Consider the following 18,927-nt stretch of genomic DNA (forward strand, 5'->3'; position numbering starts at 1 on the left):
TCATGGCGAAGACCTTGTACGAAAAGTTGTTTGATGCTCACGTCGTTTATGAAGCACAGAACGAAACTCCGCTGCTGTACATCGACCGTCATCTGGTGCATGAAGTCACTTCGCCTCAGGCTTTTGACGGTCTGCGTGCGCACAACCGCCAGGTTCGTCAGCCGGGGAAAACCTTCGCCACCATGGATCACAACGTCTCAACCCAGACGAAAGATATCAACGCGTCCGGCGAAATGGCGCGCATTCAGATGCAGGAGCTTATCAAAAACTGCAATGAGTTCGGCGTTGAGCTGTATGACCTGAACCACCCGTATCAGGGCATCGTCCACGTAATGGGGCCGGAACAGGGTGTGACCCTGCCAGGTATGACCATCGTCTGTGGCGATTCCCACACCGCCACCCACGGTGCGTTTGGCGCGCTGGCTTTTGGTATCGGCACCTCTGAAGTTGAGCACGTCCTGGCAACTCAGACCCTGAAGCAGGGCCGCGCCAAAACCATGAAGATCGAAGTTAACGGCAAAGCGGCTCCGGGCATCACTGCCAAAGATATCGTGCTGGCGATCATTGGCAAAACCGGCAGCGCCGGCGGTACCGGTCACGTCGTGGAGTTCTGCGGTGAAGCCATTCGCGATCTGAGCATGGAAGGCCGTATGACTCTGTGCAATATGGCCATCGAAATGGGTGCTAAAGCGGGCCTGGTCGCACCGGATGAAACCACCTTTAACTATGTGAAGGGTCGTCTGCACGCACCGAAAGGGCAGAACTTTGACGCTGCCGTTGAATACTGGAAAACGCTGAACACCGACGCTGACGCGACCTTTGACACCATCGTAACCCTGCAGGCTGAAGAGATTGCCCCACAGGTCACCTGGGGGACCAACCCGGGTCAGGTCATCTCCGTTAACGACAGGATCCCCGACCCGGCCTCATTCGCCGATCCGGTCGAGCGTGCCAGTGCGGAAAAAGCGCTGGCCTATATGGGCCTGAAGCCGGGCATTCCGTTAACCGACGTAGCTATCGATAAAGTGTTCATTGGCTCTTGTACCAACTCACGCATCGAAGACTTACGCGCCGCCGCAGAAATTGCCAAAGGCCGCAAAGTCGCGCCGGGCGTGCAGGCATTAGTGGTTCCAGGCTCTGGCCCGGTTAAAGCCCAGGCGGAAGAAGAAGGTCTGGATAAAATCTTTATCGAAGCCGGTTTTGAATGGCGCCTGCCGGGCTGCTCTATGTGTCTGGCAATGAACAATGACCGTCTGAACCCGGGCGAGCGCTGTGCATCAACCAGCAACCGTAACTTTGAAGGCCGTCAGGGCCGCGGCGGACGTACCCATTTAGTCAGCCCGGCAATGGCCGCAGCGGCGGCCGTTACCGGCCATTTTGCCGACATCCGCGATATCAAATAAGGAAACCATCATGGCAGAGAAATTTACCCAACATACGGGCCTGGTGGTTCCGCTGGATGCCGCAAACGTCGATACCGATGCGATCATTCCTAAGCAGTTCCTGCAGAAAGTGACGCGCACCGGCTTCGGGGCGCACCTGTTCAATGACTGGCGTTTTCTTGATGACCAGGGACAGCAGCCCAACCCGGAATTCATCCTTAACTTCCCGGAGTATAAAGGTGCATCAATCCTGCTGGCGCGGGAAAACTTCGGCTGCGGCTCCTCCCGTGAGCATGCGCCGTGGGCATTGACCGATTACGGTTTTAAAGTGGTTATCGCCCCCAGCTTCGCCGATATCTTTTACGGTAACAGCTTTAATAACCAGCTGCTGCCGGTGACCCTGAGCGACGAGCAGGTCGACGAAATGTTTAAGCTGGTTCAGGCCAACCCAGGCATTAAGTTCGAAGTCGATCTGGAATCCGAAGTGGTGAAAGCGGGCGACAAATCCTACAGTTTTAAAATTGATGCCTTCCGCCGCCATTGCATGCTTAACGGCCTTGATAGTATTGGCCTGACGCTGCAGCACGAAGAAGCCATATCAGACTACGAAAACAAACTGCCGGCCTTTATGAACTAACGATGCCGCTAATCCCCTGGCCCGGTCCTTGTGACCGGGCATTTTTTTAGGTTTTTCGCGCGGCTTACGGCAAGAAAAGAGCCCGCCCTTACCGATGGACCCTCGCATGACGAAAGCTGTAACGGTTAAAAATATCACCTTCCAGGAAGGCACCACGTTAATTTGCGTCCCGCTGATCGGCCAGACACTCGACGAGCTGAAAGCCCATGCCTGCACGCTGGCAGAGGCCGGAGCCGATCTTATCGAATGGCGTGTCGACCATTTTACCTCTGTCGGCGATCGGGATCAGGTCCTGCTGGCGCTGGCGGAGATTCGTCGGCTGCTCGCCGACAGGCCGCTGTTGTTTACGTTTCGCAGTCATAAAGAAGGGGGTGCAACGGAAATCAGCGATGAAGCGTACTTTGCACTCAACCGTCTGGCCGTCGCCAGCGGGTTGGTCGAACTCATTGATATTGAGCTATTTAATGACGAAGAATCGATCCGGGCGCTGATCGACGAGGCTCATGCCGCCGGAGTAAAAGTGATTATGAGCAATCATGATTTCCAAAAAACGCCGGCGCAGGAAGATATTATCGCCCGGCTACGTCGGATGCAGGACCTGGGGGCCGATCTCCCTAAAATAGCGGTCATGCCTCAGTCGCCCCAGGATGTGCTGACATTACTGTCCGCCACGCTTGTCATGAAAGAACAGTATGCCACCCGCCCGTTAATCACCATGTCGATGGGGAAACTGGGCGGCATCAGTCGAGTTACCGGGCGGATATTTGGCTCAGCCATGACGTTTGGCAGCGTGGGCCAGGCATCAGCGCCCGGACAAATTGCCGTGCGCCAACTGCGGGAAATCATGAATATTTTGTCCTGAACATCGTGGCGCATCGCCGCAACCGGCGGTGCGGCATCAGGACTAAATATCTTTGACTTTACTGGTCAAAAACAGCGTCAGCAGAGAGATAGCGGCAATGGCCCAATACACGCTGGCGTGGCCGTAGTTTTGCGACAGCGCCCCCTGCAGTACACCGGCGAGAATCACTCCGGTGGAAATACTGTTGGTAAACAGCGTAGTCGCCGCACCGGCCCGTCCGGGCATCAGATCCTGAAACCACAGCATGCCAATCCCGGCGACAATACCGATAAAAATGGCGTTGAACAGCTGTAGCGCCAGCAGCGCGGTGCGATCGTGAAACAGAATCAGGCCGCCATAAAACAGCACACCGGCGGCAACTGCCGCGACCATCATTTTGCGCTTACCCCAGCGTTTCACATAATAACCCGCCAGAATCATCGCCGGGATTTCCAGCCCCGCCGCCGTCCCCATTAAGATCCCGGCCAGGCTATCCGGTAAGCCAAGATCGCTACTGATCCACAACGGCATATCGATGATATACATGGTGTTGCAGGTCCACATCAGCGTCGAAGCGATAAACAGCATACGCACGTTTTTGTCCTGCCAGCCGCCGGCCTGCACCGCCACGCCTGCCGCTTGTGAAGGCGACTCTACGCGGGCAACCGACGGTAGCTTAACGGCAATCAACGCCAGGCTAATCACGAAAATACCGGCGGCAATTGAGAACATCGTGGTAAAGCCATAGTTCAGCGCCAGCATAAAGGCGAGCGGCGGGCCAATAACCCACGCCAGCGACAGCTGAGCACGCATGACCGAACTAAACATGACCACTTCCCGCGCCGAACTGTCGGCATATTCCCGCGCCAGGGCGAACAGCTGCGGCATGGCGGCATTGGCTATCGAGGCCAGCATCACGCCGCAGGTGATCAACGTTAAGTAGTGACGATTAAAGGCAAACAGCAGCGCATTACCCACCGCCATCAGGCAGCAGAACATAATCAGACGACGGCGATCTCCCTGGTTATCGGATCGTTTTGCCAGCGCGAGGCTAACCAGAATACCGGCGATCGCATTAACGGTATAAAACAAACCGACCCAGAAGGGCTGCGCGCCCACCTCGCGGCTGAGGAACAAGCTGAGGGTCGGTGCCTGCAGCGCGCCTGCAATGCCCATCATAAAAGCGACCAGCATAAAAGCCGCATAAACGCCGTTAAGCCGCCGTCCCATCGTCATCAACCAGAGCATGTCATGTCCTTAAAGCACGCGAAGAAAACGAAAAAAGCCAGCAGAAGCAATCTGCTGGCAGGTGATTTTATACTCTATCTATTTCAAGTGACAGTCAGGAAACCGAAACGTTTTGGCTCAGTCAACTGGTCTGGAGTTTGAAAGACGATAAGTACACACCAATACTCAGTCACACATGATGTAGGCAAGTCAATGATCAGAGGTCTGTGACGTAACTCCCCACTGCATCAGCTCGCCAAGAATCTTCTGCTGTCTCCCTGCCATCAAGCGGGCCAGCCATGACGCATCCTGCGTCGCAGAAAAGTAGCGTTGGTAGAACTGTTTCGCGGTAGACCCCATCATATTCACCTCCTCGCTTCATCGGAATGCATTATTGGCCTAATATAGGGATTAATAAATTGCTGAGTTTTCATCAGGAGTTCCCCTTTTATGTCTTCTGCTCGTCTGCAACAACAGTTCATCCGCTTATGGCAGTGCTGCGAAGGTAAATCGCAGGAGACGACGCTCAACGAGCTGGCGGAGATGCTCTGCTGCTCGCGCCGCCATATGCGCACGCTGCTGAATATGATGGAAGAACGCGGCTGGTTAACCTGGGAGGCGGAAGCCGGGCGCGGCAAGCGCTCGAAGCTCTCTTTCCTTTATACCGGCCTGGCGCTACAGCAGCAGCGGGCGGAAGACCTGCTGGAACAGGACCGCATCGATCAGCTGGTCCAGCTGGTGGGCGATAAAGCCGCCGTCCGCCAGATGCTGGTCTCGCATCTGGGTCGCAGCTTCCGTCAGGGACGGCATATCCTGCGCGTACTCTACTACCGACCGATGAAAAACCTGCTTCCTGGCAGCGCGCTGCGCCGCTCGGAAAACCATATCGCCAGGCAGATCTTCAGCGCGCTGACGCGGGTAAATGAGGAAAACGGGGAACTGGAAGCAGATATTGCCCACCACTGGCAGCAAATTTCTCCGACCCACTGGCGTTTTTTTCTCCGTCCCGGCATTCATTTTCATCACGGAAGAGAGCTGGAGATGGAGGATGTGATTGCCTCGTTGCAGCGCAGCAACGCCCTTCCACTCTATTCCCATATTGAACGCATTATCTCCCCCACCGCCTGGACGCTGGATATTCATCTGACCCAGCCCGACCGCTGGCTACCGTGGCTGCTCGGCCAGGTGTCGGCAGTCGTGTTACCGCGTGAATGGCAGTCAATGGAAAATTTCTCTGGCATGCCGGTGGGCACCGGGCCTTATGCGGTGGTTCGCAACAATCAAAATCAGCTGAAGATCCATGCCTTCGATGATTATTTCGGCTACCGGGCATTAATTGATGAAGTCAACGTCTGGGTCCTGCCGGAAATTAGCGAAGAACCCAACGGTGGCCTGACGCTGCAGGGGACCACTCAAAGCGAGAAGGCAATTGAGAGCCGCCTGGAGGAAGGCTGCTATTATCTGCTGTTCGACGCCCGCAGCCCCCTGGGCAGCAACTCCGCGGTTCGCCAGTGGCTTAGCTATCTGTTACAGCCCGCCAATCTGCTCTACCACGCCGGTGAACATTACCAGGGCAACTGGTTCCCGGCCTATGGCCTGCTGCCTCGCTGGCACCACGCCCGCAGCCACGCCTGTGAAAAACCGCCGGGGCTGGAGTCGGTCACCTTGACCTATTACCGGGATCACGTCGAACATCGCGTTATGGGCGGGATCATGGCCACGCTGCTGGCGGAGCATCAGGTGAAACTTGAGATTCAGGAGCTGGAGTACGAAGAGTGGCACCGCGGCGAGGTTGTCAGTGATATCTGGTTGAATAGCGCCAATTTTACTCTGCCGATCGATTTTTCCCTGTTTGCCTGGCTGTATGAAGTCCCGCTTATACGCAATTGTATCCCTATCGACTGGGAGCAGGATGCCCGTCGCTGGCATGCAGGAGAGTTAAACCCGGCCACCTGGAGCCAGCAGCTGCTGGCCAATCAAACTATCGTGCCGCTGATCCACCACTGGCTGATGATCCAGGGGCAGCGCAGTATGCGCGGCGTAAGAATGAACACGCTCGGCTGGTTTGATTTCAAATCCGCATGGTTTGCACCGCCGGAGCCGTAATGCTTTCAGTCAACTAACAAAATCATTACACTATTCGCCGTTCTCAACGGGGTGCTATTACACATACATACGATCGTTCGGACTACCTCAAGGCAGCAAGCGGGTGAATCCCCGGGAGCATAGATAACTATGCGACTGGGGTGAACACGCGATGCTAACGCAGAGGCAGCTTGTTGGATCAAGTGTGCATACACAAAATCATTCGGGTTGCATCAAGGCAGCAAGCGGGTGAATCCCCGGGAGCATAGATAACTATGCGACTGGGGTGAACACGCGATGCTAACGCAGAGGCAGCTTGTTGGATCAAGTGTACATACACAACATCATTCGGGTTGCATCAAGGCAGCAAGCGGGTGAATCCCCGGGAGCATAGATAACTATGCGACTGGGGTGAACACGCGATGCTAACGCAGAGGCAGCGCGAAGGATGAAGTGTATAGGCTGAGAAAATACCCGTCGAACCTGATCCGGATAATGCCGGCGAAGGGATTTGGGGCCCACTCAAAGTCCTTTGCCCCCCCTTTTTTATGAGGTGCAAAGTGTTAAGAAAATTACTCCCGCTGCTGGCGCTGGTCGCCGCCCCCGTGTTTGCTAAACCTGTGCTCACCGTCTACACCTATGACTCTTTTTCTGCCGACTGGGGCCCGGGACCGGTGGTGAAAAAGGCTTTTGAAGCCGACTGCAATTGCGAGCTGAAGTTTGTGGCGCTGGAGGACGGCGTGTCGTTGCTTAACCGTCTGCGGATGGAGGGCAAAAACAGCAAAGCTGACGTGGTGCTTGGGCTGGATAACAATTTGCTGGAAGCGGCCGCCCAGAGCAAACTGTTCGCCAAAAGTCAGGTTCCAGCCAGCGCGGTCACGGTTCCTGGCGGTTGGGATAACGACACCTTCGTACCATTCGATTATGGCTATTTCGCCTTCGTTTACGATAAAAACAAGCTGAAAAGCCCACCGAAAAGCTTGAAAGATCTGGTGGAAAGCGATCAAAAATGGCGGGTGATCTACGAGGATCCACGCACCAGCACACCAGGCCTGGGGCTGCTGCTGTGGATGCAGAAAGTCTATGGTGACAAGGCTCCGGAGGCCTGGCAAAAACTGGCGGCGAAAACCGTCACCGTCACCAAAGGCTGGAGTGAGGCCTACGGTCTGTTCCTCAAGGGAGAAAGCGATCTGGTTCTCAGCTATACCACGTCGCCGGCCTATCACATCATTGAAGAGAAAAAAGACCAGTACGCGGCGGCGAATTTTGCCGAAGGCCACTATCTGCAGGTTGAAGTCGCCGCCCGCACAGCCGCCAGCAAGCAGCCAGAGCTGGCGGAGAAATTCCTCAAGTTTATGGTGTCTCCAGCCTTCCAGAACGCGATCCCGACCGGTAACTGGATGTATCCGGTCACTCAGGTTGCTCTGCCGGCAGGCTTTGAGGCGCTGCACAAACCGCAAACCACTCTTGAATTTACCCCGCAACAGGTCGCCGCAGAACGTCAGAACTGGATTAACGCATGGCAACGCGCCGTCAGCCGCTAACCCTCGGCTGGCTTACGCCGGGCCTGACGGCAGCCGCTCTGCTGGTTGCCGTCGCTCTGGCCGCATTTCTGGCGCTCTGGAGCAGCGCGCCGGAGGCGTCGTGGCGTTCGATTTTCAGCGATAGCTATCTGTGGCACGTTGTCCGCTTCTCCTTCTGGCAGGCGTTTCTCTCCGCACTGTTCTCCGTCGTGCCAGCTATTTTTCTCGCCCGCGCTCTGTATCGTCGGCGCTTTCCGGGACGAACGCTGCTACTGCGCCTGTGCGCCATGACGCTGATTCTACCGGTACTGGTGGCCGTCTTTGGCATTCTTAGCGTCTATGGCCGACAGGGCTGGCTGGCGACGCTGTTTAACGCCGTCGGCTGGCAATGGGATTTCTCACCTTACGGGCTACAAGGCATCCTGCTGGCGCATATCTTTTTCAATATGCCGATGGCGACTCGCCTCCTGCTGCAGGCGCTGGAGAATATCCCCGGAGAACAGCGCCAGATAGCCGCCCAGTTGGGCATGCGTGGCTATCATTTTTTCCGCCTGGTGGAATGGCCCTGGCTGCGGCGACAAATTCCCCCCGTCGCGGCACTGATCTTTATGCTCTGCTTCGCTAGCTTCGCCACCGTACTGTCGCTAGGCGGCGGCCCGCGGGCCACGACGATTGAGCTGGCTATCTACCAGGCATTAAACTTTGATTACGACCCGGCCCGCGCCGCGATGCTGGCGCTAATCCAGATGGTCTGCTGCCTTGGGCTGGTGCTGCTCGCCCAGCGTCTGAGCAAGGCCGTCGCTATCGGCGCTACACAGGTTCACGGCTGGCGCGATCCGGATGACCGTTGGCACAGCCGACTGACCGATACCGCGCTGATTGTTATCGCGCTGCTGTTGCTGCTTCCCCCACTGCTGGCGGTCGTCGTTGACGGCCTGAATAACAACCTACCCGGCGTTCTGGCCCAGCCTGCGCTATGGCAGGCATTCTGGACCTCATTACGCATCGCGGTTTCCGCTGGGCTGCTCAGCGTCATACTGTCGATGATGCTGCTGTGGAGCAGTCGTGAGTTGCGCCTTCGCAGCCGACCGCTGGCAGGCCAGGCGCTGGAACTCAGCGGGATGCTGATTCTTGCCATGCCGGGAATCGTACTGGCGACCGGCTTCTTTTTACTGCTCAATAACAGCATTGGCCTTCCGGCCTCCGCCGACGGTATCGTTATCTTTACCAACGCGCTCATGGCAATACCCTATGCCCTGAAGGTGCTGGAAAACCCGATGCGCGATATTGCCGTGCGCTACGGCAGGCTCTGCCATTCTTTGGGCATGAGCGGTTTTACCCGCCTGAGGGTCGTCGAGCTTCGCGCGTTAAAGCGTCCGCTGGCCCAGGCACTGGCGTTTGCCTGCGTACTGTCGATCGGTGATTTCGGCGCTGTGGCGCTGTTCGGTAATGAAGAATTCCGTACGCTGCCGTTCTATCTGTATCAGCAAATTGGCTCTTATCGGAGTCAGGATGGTGCCGTCACCGCCCTGCTGCTACTGCTGCTGTGCTTTTTACTTTTTACCGTGATTGAGAAACTTCCGGGGCGTGATGTTAAAACTGAATGATGTAACCTGGCTCTACCAGCATTTGCCGATGCGCTTCACGCTCTCCGTCCAGCAGGGAGAGCGCATCGCCGTGCTCGGCCCAAGCGGTGCAGGTAAAAGCACGCTGCTGAACCTGATCGCCGGTTTTTTACCCCCGGTAAGCGGCAGCATCACGATTGCCGGCCAGCCTCATACCAATACGCCGCCGGCCCGCCGACCGGTGTCGATGCTATTTCAGGAAAACAATCTCTTTAATCATCTTACCGTGCGCCAGAACATCGGCCTCGGGATGCATCCGGGGCTGAAGCTGAGCGCGGCGCAGACCGCCAGCCTGCAGGAGATTGCCGGGCAAATGGGCATAGATTCACTGCTGGACAGATTGCCAGGCGAGCTGTCCGGCGGCCAGCGTCAGCGTGCGGCGCTGGCGCGCTGCCTGGTCCGGGAACAGCCGGTACTGCTATTAGATGAGCCTTTTTCCGCGCTCGACCCCGCGCTACGTCAGGAGATGCTGACGCTGGTTAGCGACGTCTGTCAGCGTCAGCGTTTGACGCTGCTGATGGTGTCACATAGCGTGGAAGATGCCGCCCGCATCGCGCCACGCTCTCTGGTGGTGGCGGACGGGCGGATCGCGTGGGATGGCGCAACCGAAGCATTAATCAGCGGCAACAGCAGCGCATCTCATTTGTTAGGTATTAGCGCGCGATAACCTTGTGCAGAATGTCGAGATAGACAGGCATCAGCGGATGACGAATCACCAGAGTTAACGCGGCACCGGCCAGCACCATCGTCGCCGGCGTCAGCCACAGCAGGCGTGAACGGGACAAGTATCGCGTCAGGCGATCGCGCATTTTCGCACTGCGCCACAAGCGCCAGCACAGCCAGCCCGCCAGCCAAACCAGCAGAGCGGCCGCCAGCAGCAGCCACTTAAAGCTGGCGCTGTTTTCATCGGCGGGAATATCAATCGCCGCACCGGCCAGAATGCCCGGCAAGAAGTACAGCGGTGGCCACAGCAGGCAACCAATAATATTCGGCAGGATAAACTTCGCCACCGGGAGATCGAGCATACCGGCAACCATCGGCACCAGCGGACGCGTCGGGCCAACAAAGCGGCCGATGAGAATCGTGATCATGCTGTGCTGATGCAGTGCATGCTCCGTCTTGTCCAACAGCGCTTTGTTTTTCTTCATGAAAGACCAGCGATGCAGCGGTTTCTTAAACCGCCAGCCGAGCCAGAAAGAGATCCAGTCGCCAAGTAAACAGCCGACAATCCCCGCCAGCCACGCCTGCCAGAAATTCACGTCTCCGCTGCCAATCAGCGCCCCCAGGCCGGCCATCATCACCGTTCCTGGCAATATCAGCCCCACCAGCGCCAACGATTCAAGGAAGGCGACCAGCATCACGGCTATCAGGGAATAGACCGTGGACTGGGTGATAAAATGTTCCAGCAATGCTTGCATAATGTGCCCGGTATCAAAACGAAGCACGGATTCTCCAGAGCCCTCGCGCCTTCGTCAAGTCATCAATTGTCAGAATATACCCGTCATACTTCAAGTTGCATGAGCGTTGGCAATACCCGGCCCATCCTTGGGCCTCGCCCTAACGGGCGCAGTAAACTGCGTTCAAATTCGTTCCTGACGAATTTGTCCTCGCTCACCCCAGTCACTTACTTCAGTAAGCTCCTGGGGATTCCCTGCGTTGCCACGTGATTCGGCCTATGGCCTCACCCCTTCGGGGCCAGCGCAAGCGCTGTTCAATTCGGCTTCGCCTCTTGTCCTGCAACTCGAATTATTTAGGGTTTAGTTTACTGGTTGTGACAATTATCCGGCGCAACATTTCATTTTATTTACGTTTTATTCACACCCCGCACGAAACTCACTTGGGCTGGCGCCGGTACATTTCTTAAACACCCGCGAAAAATAGAGCTGGTCTTCAAAGCCAACGTTGCGCCCGACCGTGGCGATCGGCATACGCGTGGTGCTGAGCAGCAGCTTTGCCTGGCTGATGCGCTGGTCTTCCCGCCATCCCAGCACGCTGATGCCTAGCTGTTGGCGGAACAGATGCGACAGCCGCGAAGGCGACAGACAGACGTGCTGGGCGACGCTGGCGATATCGAAATGACTGTCCGCCAGGTGATCGCTGATGTACTGGCAGGCATCGCGCACACGATTATCCAGCGGCGGATGCAGAGACTCATTGATCGCCTCCATACGCCGCAGCAGCAGCTGTTCCAGTAAATTGATCGCCAACAGCTCCGAATAACGCCCGGCGCCCTGGCCTGCCTCCACGATTTGCCCAAACAGCTCGCAAAAACGCGCCTGCCATTGTTCGTCCGGGCGGAAAAAACCGGTCTGGGCGAAGATAGTGGGCCAGTTCAGCCATTCATGCCAGTACGCCCGTGGCCGGAAGTAGACCCACTGGTGATACCACTCGCGAGCATCGGGATGGCGACCATAATGATGAACCTCTCCCGGAGGAAAGAGCAAAATATCGCCTGGCCGGCAGATAAACTGCTCATCGTGATTGTTAATAACCCCTTCGCCGCGCACCGTCAGGTTCAGAATATAGCCTTTCATACCTAACGGGCGGTCAATAAAGAAATCCAGATAGCCATCGGCATCAATCGGCGTCAGTCCCGTCACCAGATGGGCATTAAAAGAGTAGCCCGGCAGCAGCGGATCGTTTTGTGTTTCAGCCATAGGCTCAGCTCTCCTGGATATATTATGGAAACCAATTGTCCATATTCAACATTGTACTGCCAACGCCGCTCACCGTACTGGGACGGCGGTTGAAATTTAGATTAAAACCCGCTTTGTCACGCCAAAAATCGACGGTAGCGCACAATTAAAGCACTTCCACCGTGTAACAGAAGTGTCTATAAATACGGCAGGAAAGTCCACATTGAATATTTGCACAGCGTCACACTTTGCGATGCAATAGCAAAATAGTCCATAAGATTAGCGAATACGGCCTGACGGTTTTTGCCGTGAATATCTACTGTTTCACCATGAATGGTTTTCAGCATGGAGTAACAGCATGGCAATTGCGATTGGCCTCGATTTTGGTAGTGATTCCGTACGTGCGCTAGCAGTGGAATGTGCCACCGGTGAAGAAGTTGCTACCAGCGTAGAGTGGTATCCGCGCTGGCAGGAGGGGCTGTTTTGCGATGGCCCGAACAACCAGTTCCGCCACCATCCGCGTGACTATATTGAATCTATGGAAGCCGCACTGAAAAGCGTGCTGGCGTTATTAAGCGCCGAACAGCGCGCTGAGGTGGTTGGCATTGGCGTTGACAGCACCGGTTCAACTCCGGCGCCGATCGATGCTGACGGCAACGTGCTGGCGCTGCGCGAAGAGTTCGCCAATAACCCGAATGCTATGTTCGTGCTGTGGAAAGACCACACTGCGGTTGAAGAGGCGGAAGCCATCACCCGGCTGTGCCATCTGCCGGGCAAAGAGGACTACTCCCGCTATATCGGCGGCATTTACTCCAGCGAATGGTTCTGGGCAAAAATACTCCACGTCACCCGGCAGGACAGTGCCGTCGCCGAAGCCGCGGCGTCGTGGATTGAGCTGTGCGATTGGGTTCCCGCTCTCCTTTCCGGCACCACCCGCCCGCAGGATATTCGTCGCGGCCGCTGTAGCGCCGGGCATAAATCGCTGTGGCACGAAAGCTGGGGGGGATTGCCGCCGGCCAGCTTCTTCGATGAGCTCGACCCTCTTATCAACCAGCATCTGAACTGGCCGCTGTTCACTGAGACCTGGACTGCCGATGTTGCGGTCGGCACGCTCTGCACCGAATGGGCCCAGCGCCTGGGCCTGCCGGAAACCGTCATTCTCTCCGGCGGCGCTTTCGACTGCCATATGGGTGCAGTCGGCGCTGGCGCGCAGCCTAACGCGCTGGTGAAAGTCATCGGTACCTCGACCTGCGACATTCTGATCGCCGATAAACAGAGCGTGGGCAGTCGCACGGTCAAGGGGATCTGCGGCCAGGTCGATGGCAGCGTTGTTCCGGACTTTATTGGTATGGAGGCCGGGCAGTCCGCCTTCGGCGATATCTACGCCTGGTTTGGCCGTATTCTCGGCTGGCCGCTGGAGCAGCTGGCACAGCAGCATCCGGAACTGAAAGCGCAGATTAGCGCCCAGCAAAAACAACTGCTGCCGGCGCTGACCGAAGCCTGGGCGAAAAACCCATCACTCGAACATCTGCCGGTGGTCCTCGACTGGTTCAACGGCCGCCGTACCCCTAACGCTAACCAGCGCCTGAAAGGGGTCATTACCGATCTGAACCTCGCCACCGATGCACCCGCGTTATTTGGCGGCCTTGTCGCGGCCACCGCCTTCGGCGCACGCGCCATTATGGAGTGCTTCACCGACCAGGGTATCCCGGTCAATAACGTGATGGCCCTGGGCGGTATCGCTCGCAAAAACCCGGTCATTATGCAGGCCTGCTGCGACGTGCTGAACCGGCCGCTGCAAATCGTCGCCTCCGATCAGTGCTGCGCACTCGGCGCGGCAATCTTTGCCGCCGTTGCCGCAGGCGTGTATCAGGATATCCCGACGGCCCAGCACAGCATGGCAAGCCAGGTCGAAAGCACCCTGCAGCCGCGCCCGGCCCAGGCTCAACGCTTCGAACAACTTTATCAGCGCTACCAGCAGTGGTCGGTCAGCGCAGAACAACAGTATCTCCCTTCAGCTGCGAAAGCGGAAAAAGCCCCGCTCTCTCAGGCAGCTCTCACCCATTAAGGACACGAAAATGACGATTTTTGATAACTACGAAGTATGGTTCGTGATTGGCAGCCAGCATCTGTATGGCCCGGAAGCGCTGCGTCAGGTCACGAAGCATGCCGAACATGTGGTGAACAGCCTGAATGCGGAAGCAAAGCTGCCTTGCAAGCTGGTATTAAAACCGCTGGGCACCACGCCGGATGAGATTACCCATATCTGCCGTGACGCTAACTATGATGATAAATGTGCGGGCATGGTGGTGTGGCTACATACCTTCTCGCCGGCCAAGATGTGGATTAACGGCCTGACCATCCTCAATAAACCACTGTTGCAGTTCCACACCCAGTACAACGCCTCGCTGCCGTGGGACAGCATCGATATGGACTTTATGAACCTGAACCAGACCGCACACGGCGGCCGCGAGTTCGGCTTCATTGGCGCACGCATGCGCCAGCAACACAGCGTGGTCACCGGCCACTGGCAGGATCAGGATGCGCATCAACGTATCGGTTCCTGGATGCGCCAGGCGGTCTCGAAGCAGGATACTCGCCATCTGAAAGTCTGCCGCTTCGGCGATAACATGCGCGAAGTTGCAGTCACCGACGGGGATAAAGTTGCCGCGCAGATCAAATTCGGTTTCTCGGTGAATACCTGGGCGGTGGGCGATCTGGTTCAGGTGGTCAACAGCATCAGCGATGGCGATATTAGCGCGCTGGTTGATGAGTATGAAAGCAGCTACCGCCTGACCCCGGCGGCACAGGTCCACGGCGATAAGCGCCAGAACGTGCTCGATGCCGCCCGAATTGAGCTGGGGATGAAACGCTTCCTTGAGCAGGGCGGTTTCCATGCTTTCACCACCACGTTTGAAGATTTGCACGGACTGAAACAACTTCCGGGTCTCGCCGTACAGCGTCTGATGCAGCAGGGCTATGGCTTTGCCGGCGAAGGCGACTGGAAAACCGCCGCCCTGCTTCGCATCATGAAGGTGATGTCAACCGGTCTGCAGGGCGGCACCTCCTTTATGGAGGATTACACCTACCACTTCGATAACGGTAACGATCTGGTTCTGGGCTCGCATATGCTGGAAGTCTGCCCGACCATCGCCACAGCAGATAAACCGATCCTCGACGTCCAGCCGCTGGGCATCGGCGGCAAAGCCGATCCGGCCCGCCTGATCTTCAACACTCAGACCGGCCCGGCACTTGTCGCTAGCCTGATCGATCTTGGCGATCGTTTCCGCCTGCTGGTGAACACCGTGGAAACGGTGCCGACTCCGCACGATCTGCCGAAGCTGCCGGTCGCCAACGCCCTGTGGAAAGCCCAGCCGGATCTGCGTACCGCATCTGAAGCCTGGATCATCGCCGGCGGTGCACACCATACCGTCTTCAGCCACGCGTTGACGCTCGACGATATGCGTCAGTTTGCCGAACTGCAGGATATCGAACTCGCCGTTATCGATAACGAAACCCGTCTGCCGTCCTTTAAGGACGCGCTGCGCTGGAATGACGTCTCTTACGGTTCAAGACGTTAACCACGGCACCCTATTGCCCGGCGGCAGTTTGTTCGCCGGGCCTACAAACTGCGATTTTATAGGCCGGAGCAGCACAGCGCCGCCCGGCAAGGAGAACGCAATGCTCGAAGCATTAAAGCAGCAGGTGCTTGAAGCCAACCTGGCCCTGCCGAAACACAATCTCGTCACCCTCACCTGGGGCAACGTCAGCGCCGTGGACCGCGAGCGCGGCGTGCTGGTGATAAAGCCATCGGGCGTCGACTATAGCGCGATGAGCGCCGACGATATGGTGGTGGTGAGTCTGGAAAATGGCGAAGTCGTCGAGGGCAAAAAGAAACCCTCTTCGGATACGCCGACCCACCGCCTGCTCTATCAGGCCTTCCCGACGCTGGGCGGGATCGTCCATACCCATTCGCGCCACGCCACCATCTGGGCGCAGGCCGGGCAAGCCATTCCGGCGACCGGTACTACCCACGCCGATTATTTCTATGGTCCGGTTCCCTGCACCCGCCTGATGACCGATGAGGAAATCAACGGCGAGTATGAGTGGGAAACCGGTCGCGTCATCGTCGAAACGTTCCGCGAGCAGGGGATTGATCCGGCACAAATGCCCGGCGTGCTGGTGCATTCCCACGGTCCGTTTGCGTGGGGGAAAAATGCCGAAGATGCGGTACACAACGCTATCGTGCTGGAAGAGATCGCCTACATGGGAATTTTCTGCCGTCAGTTGGCGCCGCAGCTGCCCGCGATGCAGCAGACGCTGCTGGATAAGCACTACCTGCGCAAGCACGGCGCCAAAGCCTATTACGGGCAGTAGCGCTACTGCTTCCCCGGTAGCGCTTCGCTTGACCGGGCGACTCGCTGACCGGTAGCCTGGACAGGTGCGTAGCATCGCCTCCGGGGTAAGCCCATACCTGTATAAAACCCCAGCATCATTGATTGAACCAGGCTATAATCAGGCCTGGTTTTATTTTGTGAGAGCACGGCGTGACCCAGCCACGAGAAGGTTTCCTACTGACCCGTCACTGGCGGGATACCCCGCAGGGTACCGAGCTGTCCTTCTGGCTCGCCACCGACGACGGCCCGCTTGAGGTTACTCTGCCGCCGCAGGAGTCCGTGGCTTTCATTCCCGAAGCGCAACGCGCCCAGGTCGAACGCCTGTTACAGGGCGAAAACGGTCTGCGCCTCGCCCCGCTCAATTTAAAAGACTTTCGTCGCCAGCCGGTTTTTGGCCTTTATTGCCGCGCTCATCGCCAGCTAATGCGCCTGGAAAAGAAGCTGCGTGAAAACGGCATCACCGTTTACGAAGCCGACATCCGCCCACCGGAGCGTTATCTGATGGAGCGCTTCATTACCGCTCCGGTTTGGGTCGAAGGCGATACTCTCGGCCCGCGCCTTATTCACGCCCGTATGAAACCCAACCCGTCCTATCGCCCGCCGCTGAAGTGGGTTTCGCTGGATATAGAAACCAGCCGGCATGGCGAACTGTACTGCATCGGGCTGGAAGGGTGCGGGCAGCGAGTAGTCTACATGCTCGGGCCTGAGCCGACGCCCTCGCCCGCCGTCGATTTCCAGCTGGAGTACGTCTCCAGCCGACCGCAGCTGCTGGAAAAACTCAACGCCTGGTTTGCCGCCCACGACCCGGACGTGCTGATCGGCTGGAACGTCATCCAGTTTGACCTGCGGGTTCTGCAAAAGCATGCCGAGCGCTATCGAATTCCGCTGATGCTCGGCCGCGGTAATGCTGAACTGGAATGGCGCGAACACGGGTTTAAGAATGGCGTGTTTTTCGCCCAGGCCAGCGGCCGCCTGATTATTGACGGTATCGAGGCGCTGAAATCCGCCTTCTGGAACTTCTCCTCCTTTTCCCTTGAGACGGTGGCGCGCGAGCTGCTCGGTGAGGGGAAAGCGATTGATAATCCCTGGGATCGGATGGACGAAATCGACCGCCGCTTTCATGAAGATAAACCGGCGCTGGCCATCTACAATCTGCAAGACTGCGAACTGGTCACGCGAATCTTCCACAAAACGGAAATCATGCCGTTCCTGCTGGAGCGAGCCACGGTCAACGGCCTGCCAGCCGACCGCCACGGCGGTTCCGTCGCCGCCTTCAGCCATCTTTATTTCCCACGTATGCACCGGCTGGGCTATGTCGCCCCCAATCTGGGAGAGGTACCGCCGCAGGCCAGCCCCGGTGGTTACGTTATGGATTCGCGCCCCGGCCTCTATGATTCGGTGCTGGTACTGGACTATAAAAGCCTCTATCCCTCGATTATCCGCACCTTTTTGATCGATCCGGTCGGGCTTATCGAAGGGATGGCGCAGCCGGACGATGTGCACAGCACCGAGGGGTTTCTTGGCGCCCGCTTCTCGCGGCTCAACCACTGCCTGCCGGGGATTGTCGGGCAAATCTGGCACGGCCGCGATGATGCCAAACGGCACCACAATAAACCGCTATCGCAGGCGCTGAAGATCATTATGAACGCCTTCTATGGCGTGCTTGGCACCAGCGCCTGTCGCTTTTTCGATCCCCGTCTGGCCTCCTCAATTACCATGCGTGGGCATGCGATTATGCGCCAGACCAAGGCGCTGATTGAGTCGCAGGGTTATGACGTTATCTACGGCGATACCGACTCGACCTTTGTCTGGCTGAAACGCCCCCATAGCGAAGAGGATGCGACGCAAATCGGGCGCTCCCTTGTCGCTTTCGTCAATGACTGGTGGGCCGCAGAACTGAGTAAAGATCAGCTGACCAGCACCCTGGAGCTGGAGTTTGAAACCCACTTCAGTCGCTTTTTAATGCCGACCATTCGCGGGGCCGATACCGGCAGCAAAAAACGCTACGCCGGAATGATTCAGGAAGGCGAAGCGCAGCGCATGGTCTTTAAGGGGCTGGAGACGGTGCGCACCGACTGGACGCCGCTGGCGCAGCAGTTTCAGCAGGAGCTGTATCTGCGTATTTTCCGCCACCAGCCGTATCGGGACTACATTCTGGAAACCATTGATAAGCTGATGAGCGGCGAACTCGACGATCGGCTGGTTTATCGTAAACGCCTGCGTCGCCCGCTGGCCGAGTATCAGCGTAACGTCCCGCCGCACGTCCGCGCAGCACGGCTGGCCGATGAGCAAAACGTCAGGCTGGGCAGACCGCAGCAGTACCAGCAGCGCGGCAGCATCAAGTACGTCTGGACCACCAGCGGCCCGGAGCCGGTGGATTATCAACTGTCGCCGCTTGATTATGAGCACTATTTGTCAAAGCAGCTTCAGCCAGTAGCAGAAGGAATTCTTCCCTTTGTCGACGATGATTTTGCTACAATAGTGACAGGGCAACTGGGGCTATTTTGATTCCTCGCCATTTCAATTTCCAGTCAACATATCTGCAAATTGAAGGGTGACGAGGACGTGACGAAC

Annotated in this window: 15 protein-coding genes; 11 read left to right on the forward strand and 4 right to left on the reverse strand. The window is 57.2% G+C overall.

Annotation, left to right across the window (positions count from 1 at the left end):
* The first annotated feature begins 2 nt into the window (after positions 1–2).
* From leuC to aroD, 3 genes are all read left to right on the forward strand, one after another.
* Positions 3–1,403 (forward strand): 3-isopropylmalate dehydratase large subunit, encoded by a 1,401-nt coding sequence (leuC, locus tag ACMYSK_RS15245; protein ID WP_434636523.1) that lies wholly within the window; start codon positions 3–5, stop codon positions 1,401–1,403.
* A gap of 10 nt (positions 1,404–1,413) precedes the next feature.
* Positions 1,414–2,019 carry a 3-isopropylmalate dehydratase small subunit gene (gene leuD / locus ACMYSK_RS15250; RefSeq protein ID WP_434636524.1) on the forward strand — a complete coding sequence of 202 codons (606 nt, stop codon included), beginning with the start codon at positions 1,414–1,416 and terminating at the stop codon, positions 2,017–2,019.
* Between the two features lie 106 nt (positions 2,020–2,125).
* Positions 2,126–2,881: a type I 3-dehydroquinate dehydratase gene (gene aroD, locus ACMYSK_RS15255; RefSeq protein WP_434636526.1), complete on the forward strand. Its 756-nt coding sequence runs from the start codon at positions 2,126–2,128 to the stop codon at positions 2,879–2,881.
* Positions 2,882–2,923: 42 nt separating this feature from the next.
* Here the strand turns inward: aroD and ACMYSK_RS15260 are convergent, their stop codons facing one another.
* Both ACMYSK_RS15260 and sgrT read right to left on the reverse strand, forming a co-directional pair.
* Entirely contained in the window at positions 2,924–4,108 is a 1,185-nt protein-coding gene (locus ACMYSK_RS15260; RefSeq protein ID WP_434636528.1) for a sugar efflux transporter, read from the reverse strand.
* Between the two features lie 189 nt (positions 4,109–4,297).
* Positions 4,298–4,450, reverse strand: a complete 153-nt coding sequence (gene sgrT, locus ACMYSK_RS15265; RefSeq protein ID WP_434636530.1) for a glucose uptake inhibitor SgrT — start codon at positions 4,448–4,450, stop codon at positions 4,298–4,300.
* Between the two features lie 87 nt (positions 4,451–4,537).
* On the opposite strand from sgrT, the gene sgrR reads away from it, so the two are divergent.
* From sgrR to thiQ, 4 genes are all read left to right on the forward strand, one after another.
* On the forward strand, positions 4,538–6,193 hold the full coding sequence (gene sgrR / locus ACMYSK_RS15270) for an HTH-type transcriptional regulator SgrR (RefSeq protein WP_434636532.1): 1,656 nt from the start codon (positions 4,538–4,540) through the stop codon (positions 6,191–6,193).
* Between the two features lie 539 nt (positions 6,194–6,732).
* The gene (thiB, locus tag ACMYSK_RS15275; protein ID WP_434636534.1) at positions 6,733–7,716 is read left to right on the forward strand and encodes a thiamine ABC transporter substrate binding subunit; all 984 of its coding nucleotides are present in this window, start codon (positions 6,733–6,735) and stop codon (positions 7,714–7,716) included.
* Positions 7,692–9,302, forward strand: coding sequence for a thiamine/thiamine pyrophosphate ABC transporter permease ThiP (gene thiP, locus ACMYSK_RS15280; RefSeq protein WP_434636536.1), 1,611 nt, complete (start codon positions 7,692–7,694; stop codon positions 9,300–9,302). Before thiB ends, thiP begins: the two co-directional genes overlap by 25 nt.
* Positions 9,286–9,987, forward strand: a complete 702-nt coding sequence (gene thiQ, locus ACMYSK_RS15285; RefSeq protein WP_434636538.1) for a thiamine ABC transporter ATP-binding protein ThiQ — start codon at positions 9,286–9,288, stop codon at positions 9,985–9,987. Before thiP ends, thiQ begins: the two co-directional genes overlap by 17 nt.
* On the opposite strand, the gene ACMYSK_RS15290 is transcribed toward thiQ, so the two are convergent.
* Entirely contained in the window at positions 9,974–10,738 is a 765-nt protein-coding gene (locus ACMYSK_RS15290; protein ID WP_434644154.1) for a DedA family protein, read from the reverse strand. The two genes, thiQ and ACMYSK_RS15290, sit on opposite strands and share 14 nt — an antisense overlap.
* A 393-nt stretch (positions 10,739–11,131) precedes the next feature.
* A complete protein-coding gene (gene araC / locus ACMYSK_RS15295; RefSeq protein WP_434636540.1) occupies positions 11,132–11,977 on the reverse strand; it encodes an arabinose operon transcriptional regulator AraC in 846 nt (281 codons plus the stop codon).
* 337 nt (positions 11,978–12,314) lie between these two features.
* Here araC and araB point away from each other — a divergent pair, with 337 nt between their 5' ends.
* The 4 genes from araB to polB all read left to right on the forward strand — a co-directional run bounded on the left by araB (position 12,315) and on the right by polB (position 18,861).
* Positions 12,315–14,024 carry a ribulokinase gene (gene araB / locus ACMYSK_RS15300; protein WP_434636542.1) on the forward strand — a complete coding sequence of 570 codons (1,710 nt, stop codon included), beginning with the start codon at positions 12,315–12,317 and terminating at the stop codon, positions 14,022–14,024.
* Positions 14,025–14,034: 10 nt separating this feature from the next.
* On the forward strand, positions 14,035–15,537 hold the full coding sequence (araA, locus tag ACMYSK_RS15305; RefSeq protein WP_434636544.1) for an L-arabinose isomerase: 1,503 nt from the start codon (positions 14,035–14,037) through the stop codon (positions 15,535–15,537).
* A gap of 100 nt (positions 15,538–15,637) precedes the next feature.
* On the forward strand, positions 15,638–16,333 hold the full coding sequence (gene araD, locus ACMYSK_RS15310; protein WP_434636546.1) for an L-ribulose-5-phosphate 4-epimerase: 696 nt from the start codon (positions 15,638–15,640) through the stop codon (positions 16,331–16,333).
* Positions 16,334–16,503: 170 nt separating this feature from the next.
* Complete coding sequence (polB, locus tag ACMYSK_RS15315; RefSeq protein ID WP_434636547.1) at positions 16,504–18,861, forward strand: DNA polymerase II; 2,358 nt, start codon at positions 16,504–16,506, stop codon at positions 18,859–18,861.
* Positions 18,862–18,927: the final 66 nt, after the last annotated feature.

The organism is Klebsiella sp. I138, from assembly GCF_051131765.1.
In the GTDB taxonomy this organism is placed as follows: domain Bacteria; phylum Pseudomonadota; class Gammaproteobacteria; order Enterobacterales; family Enterobacteriaceae; genus Klebsiella.

Bases quoted from the DNA above. Each gene is read 5' to 3' on its own strand.
- leuC (WP_434636523.1), top strand. From the start codon at position 3: ATGGCGAAGACCTTGTACGAAAAGTTGTTTGATGCTCACGTCGTTTAT.
- leuD (WP_434636524.1), top strand. From the start codon at position 1,414: ATGGCAGAGAAATTTACCCAACATACGGGCCTGGTGGTTCCGCTGGAT.
- aroD (WP_434636526.1), top strand. From the start codon at position 2,126: ATGACGAAAGCTGTAACGGTTAAAAATATCACCTTCCAGGAAGGCACC.
- ACMYSK_RS15260 (WP_434636528.1), bottom strand. From the start codon at position 4,108: ATGCTCTGGTTGATGACGATGGGACGGCGGCTTAACGGCGTTTATGCG.
- sgrT (WP_434636530.1), bottom strand. From the start codon at position 4,450: ATGATGGGGTCTACCGCGAAACAGTTCTACCAACGCTACTTTTCTGCG.
- sgrR (WP_434636532.1), top strand. From the start codon at position 4,538: ATGTCTTCTGCTCGTCTGCAACAACAGTTCATCCGCTTATGGCAGTGC.
- thiP (WP_434636536.1), top strand. From the start codon at position 7,692: ATGGCAACGCGCCGTCAGCCGCTAACCCTCGGCTGGCTTACGCCGGGC.
- thiQ (WP_434636538.1), top strand. From the start codon at position 9,286: ATGTTAAAACTGAATGATGTAACCTGGCTCTACCAGCATTTGCCGATG.
- ACMYSK_RS15290 (WP_434644154.1), bottom strand. From the start codon at position 10,738: ATGCAAGCATTGCTGGAACATTTTATCACCCAGTCCACGGTCTATTCC.
- araC (WP_434636540.1), bottom strand. From the start codon at position 11,977: ATGGCTGAAACACAAAACGATCCGCTGCTGCCGGGCTACTCTTTTAAT.
- araB (WP_434636542.1), top strand. From the start codon at position 12,315: ATGGCAATTGCGATTGGCCTCGATTTTGGTAGTGATTCCGTACGTGCG.
- araA (WP_434636544.1), top strand. From the start codon at position 14,035: ATGACGATTTTTGATAACTACGAAGTATGGTTCGTGATTGGCAGCCAG.
- araD (WP_434636546.1), top strand. From the start codon at position 15,638: ATGCTCGAAGCATTAAAGCAGCAGGTGCTTGAAGCCAACCTGGCCCTG.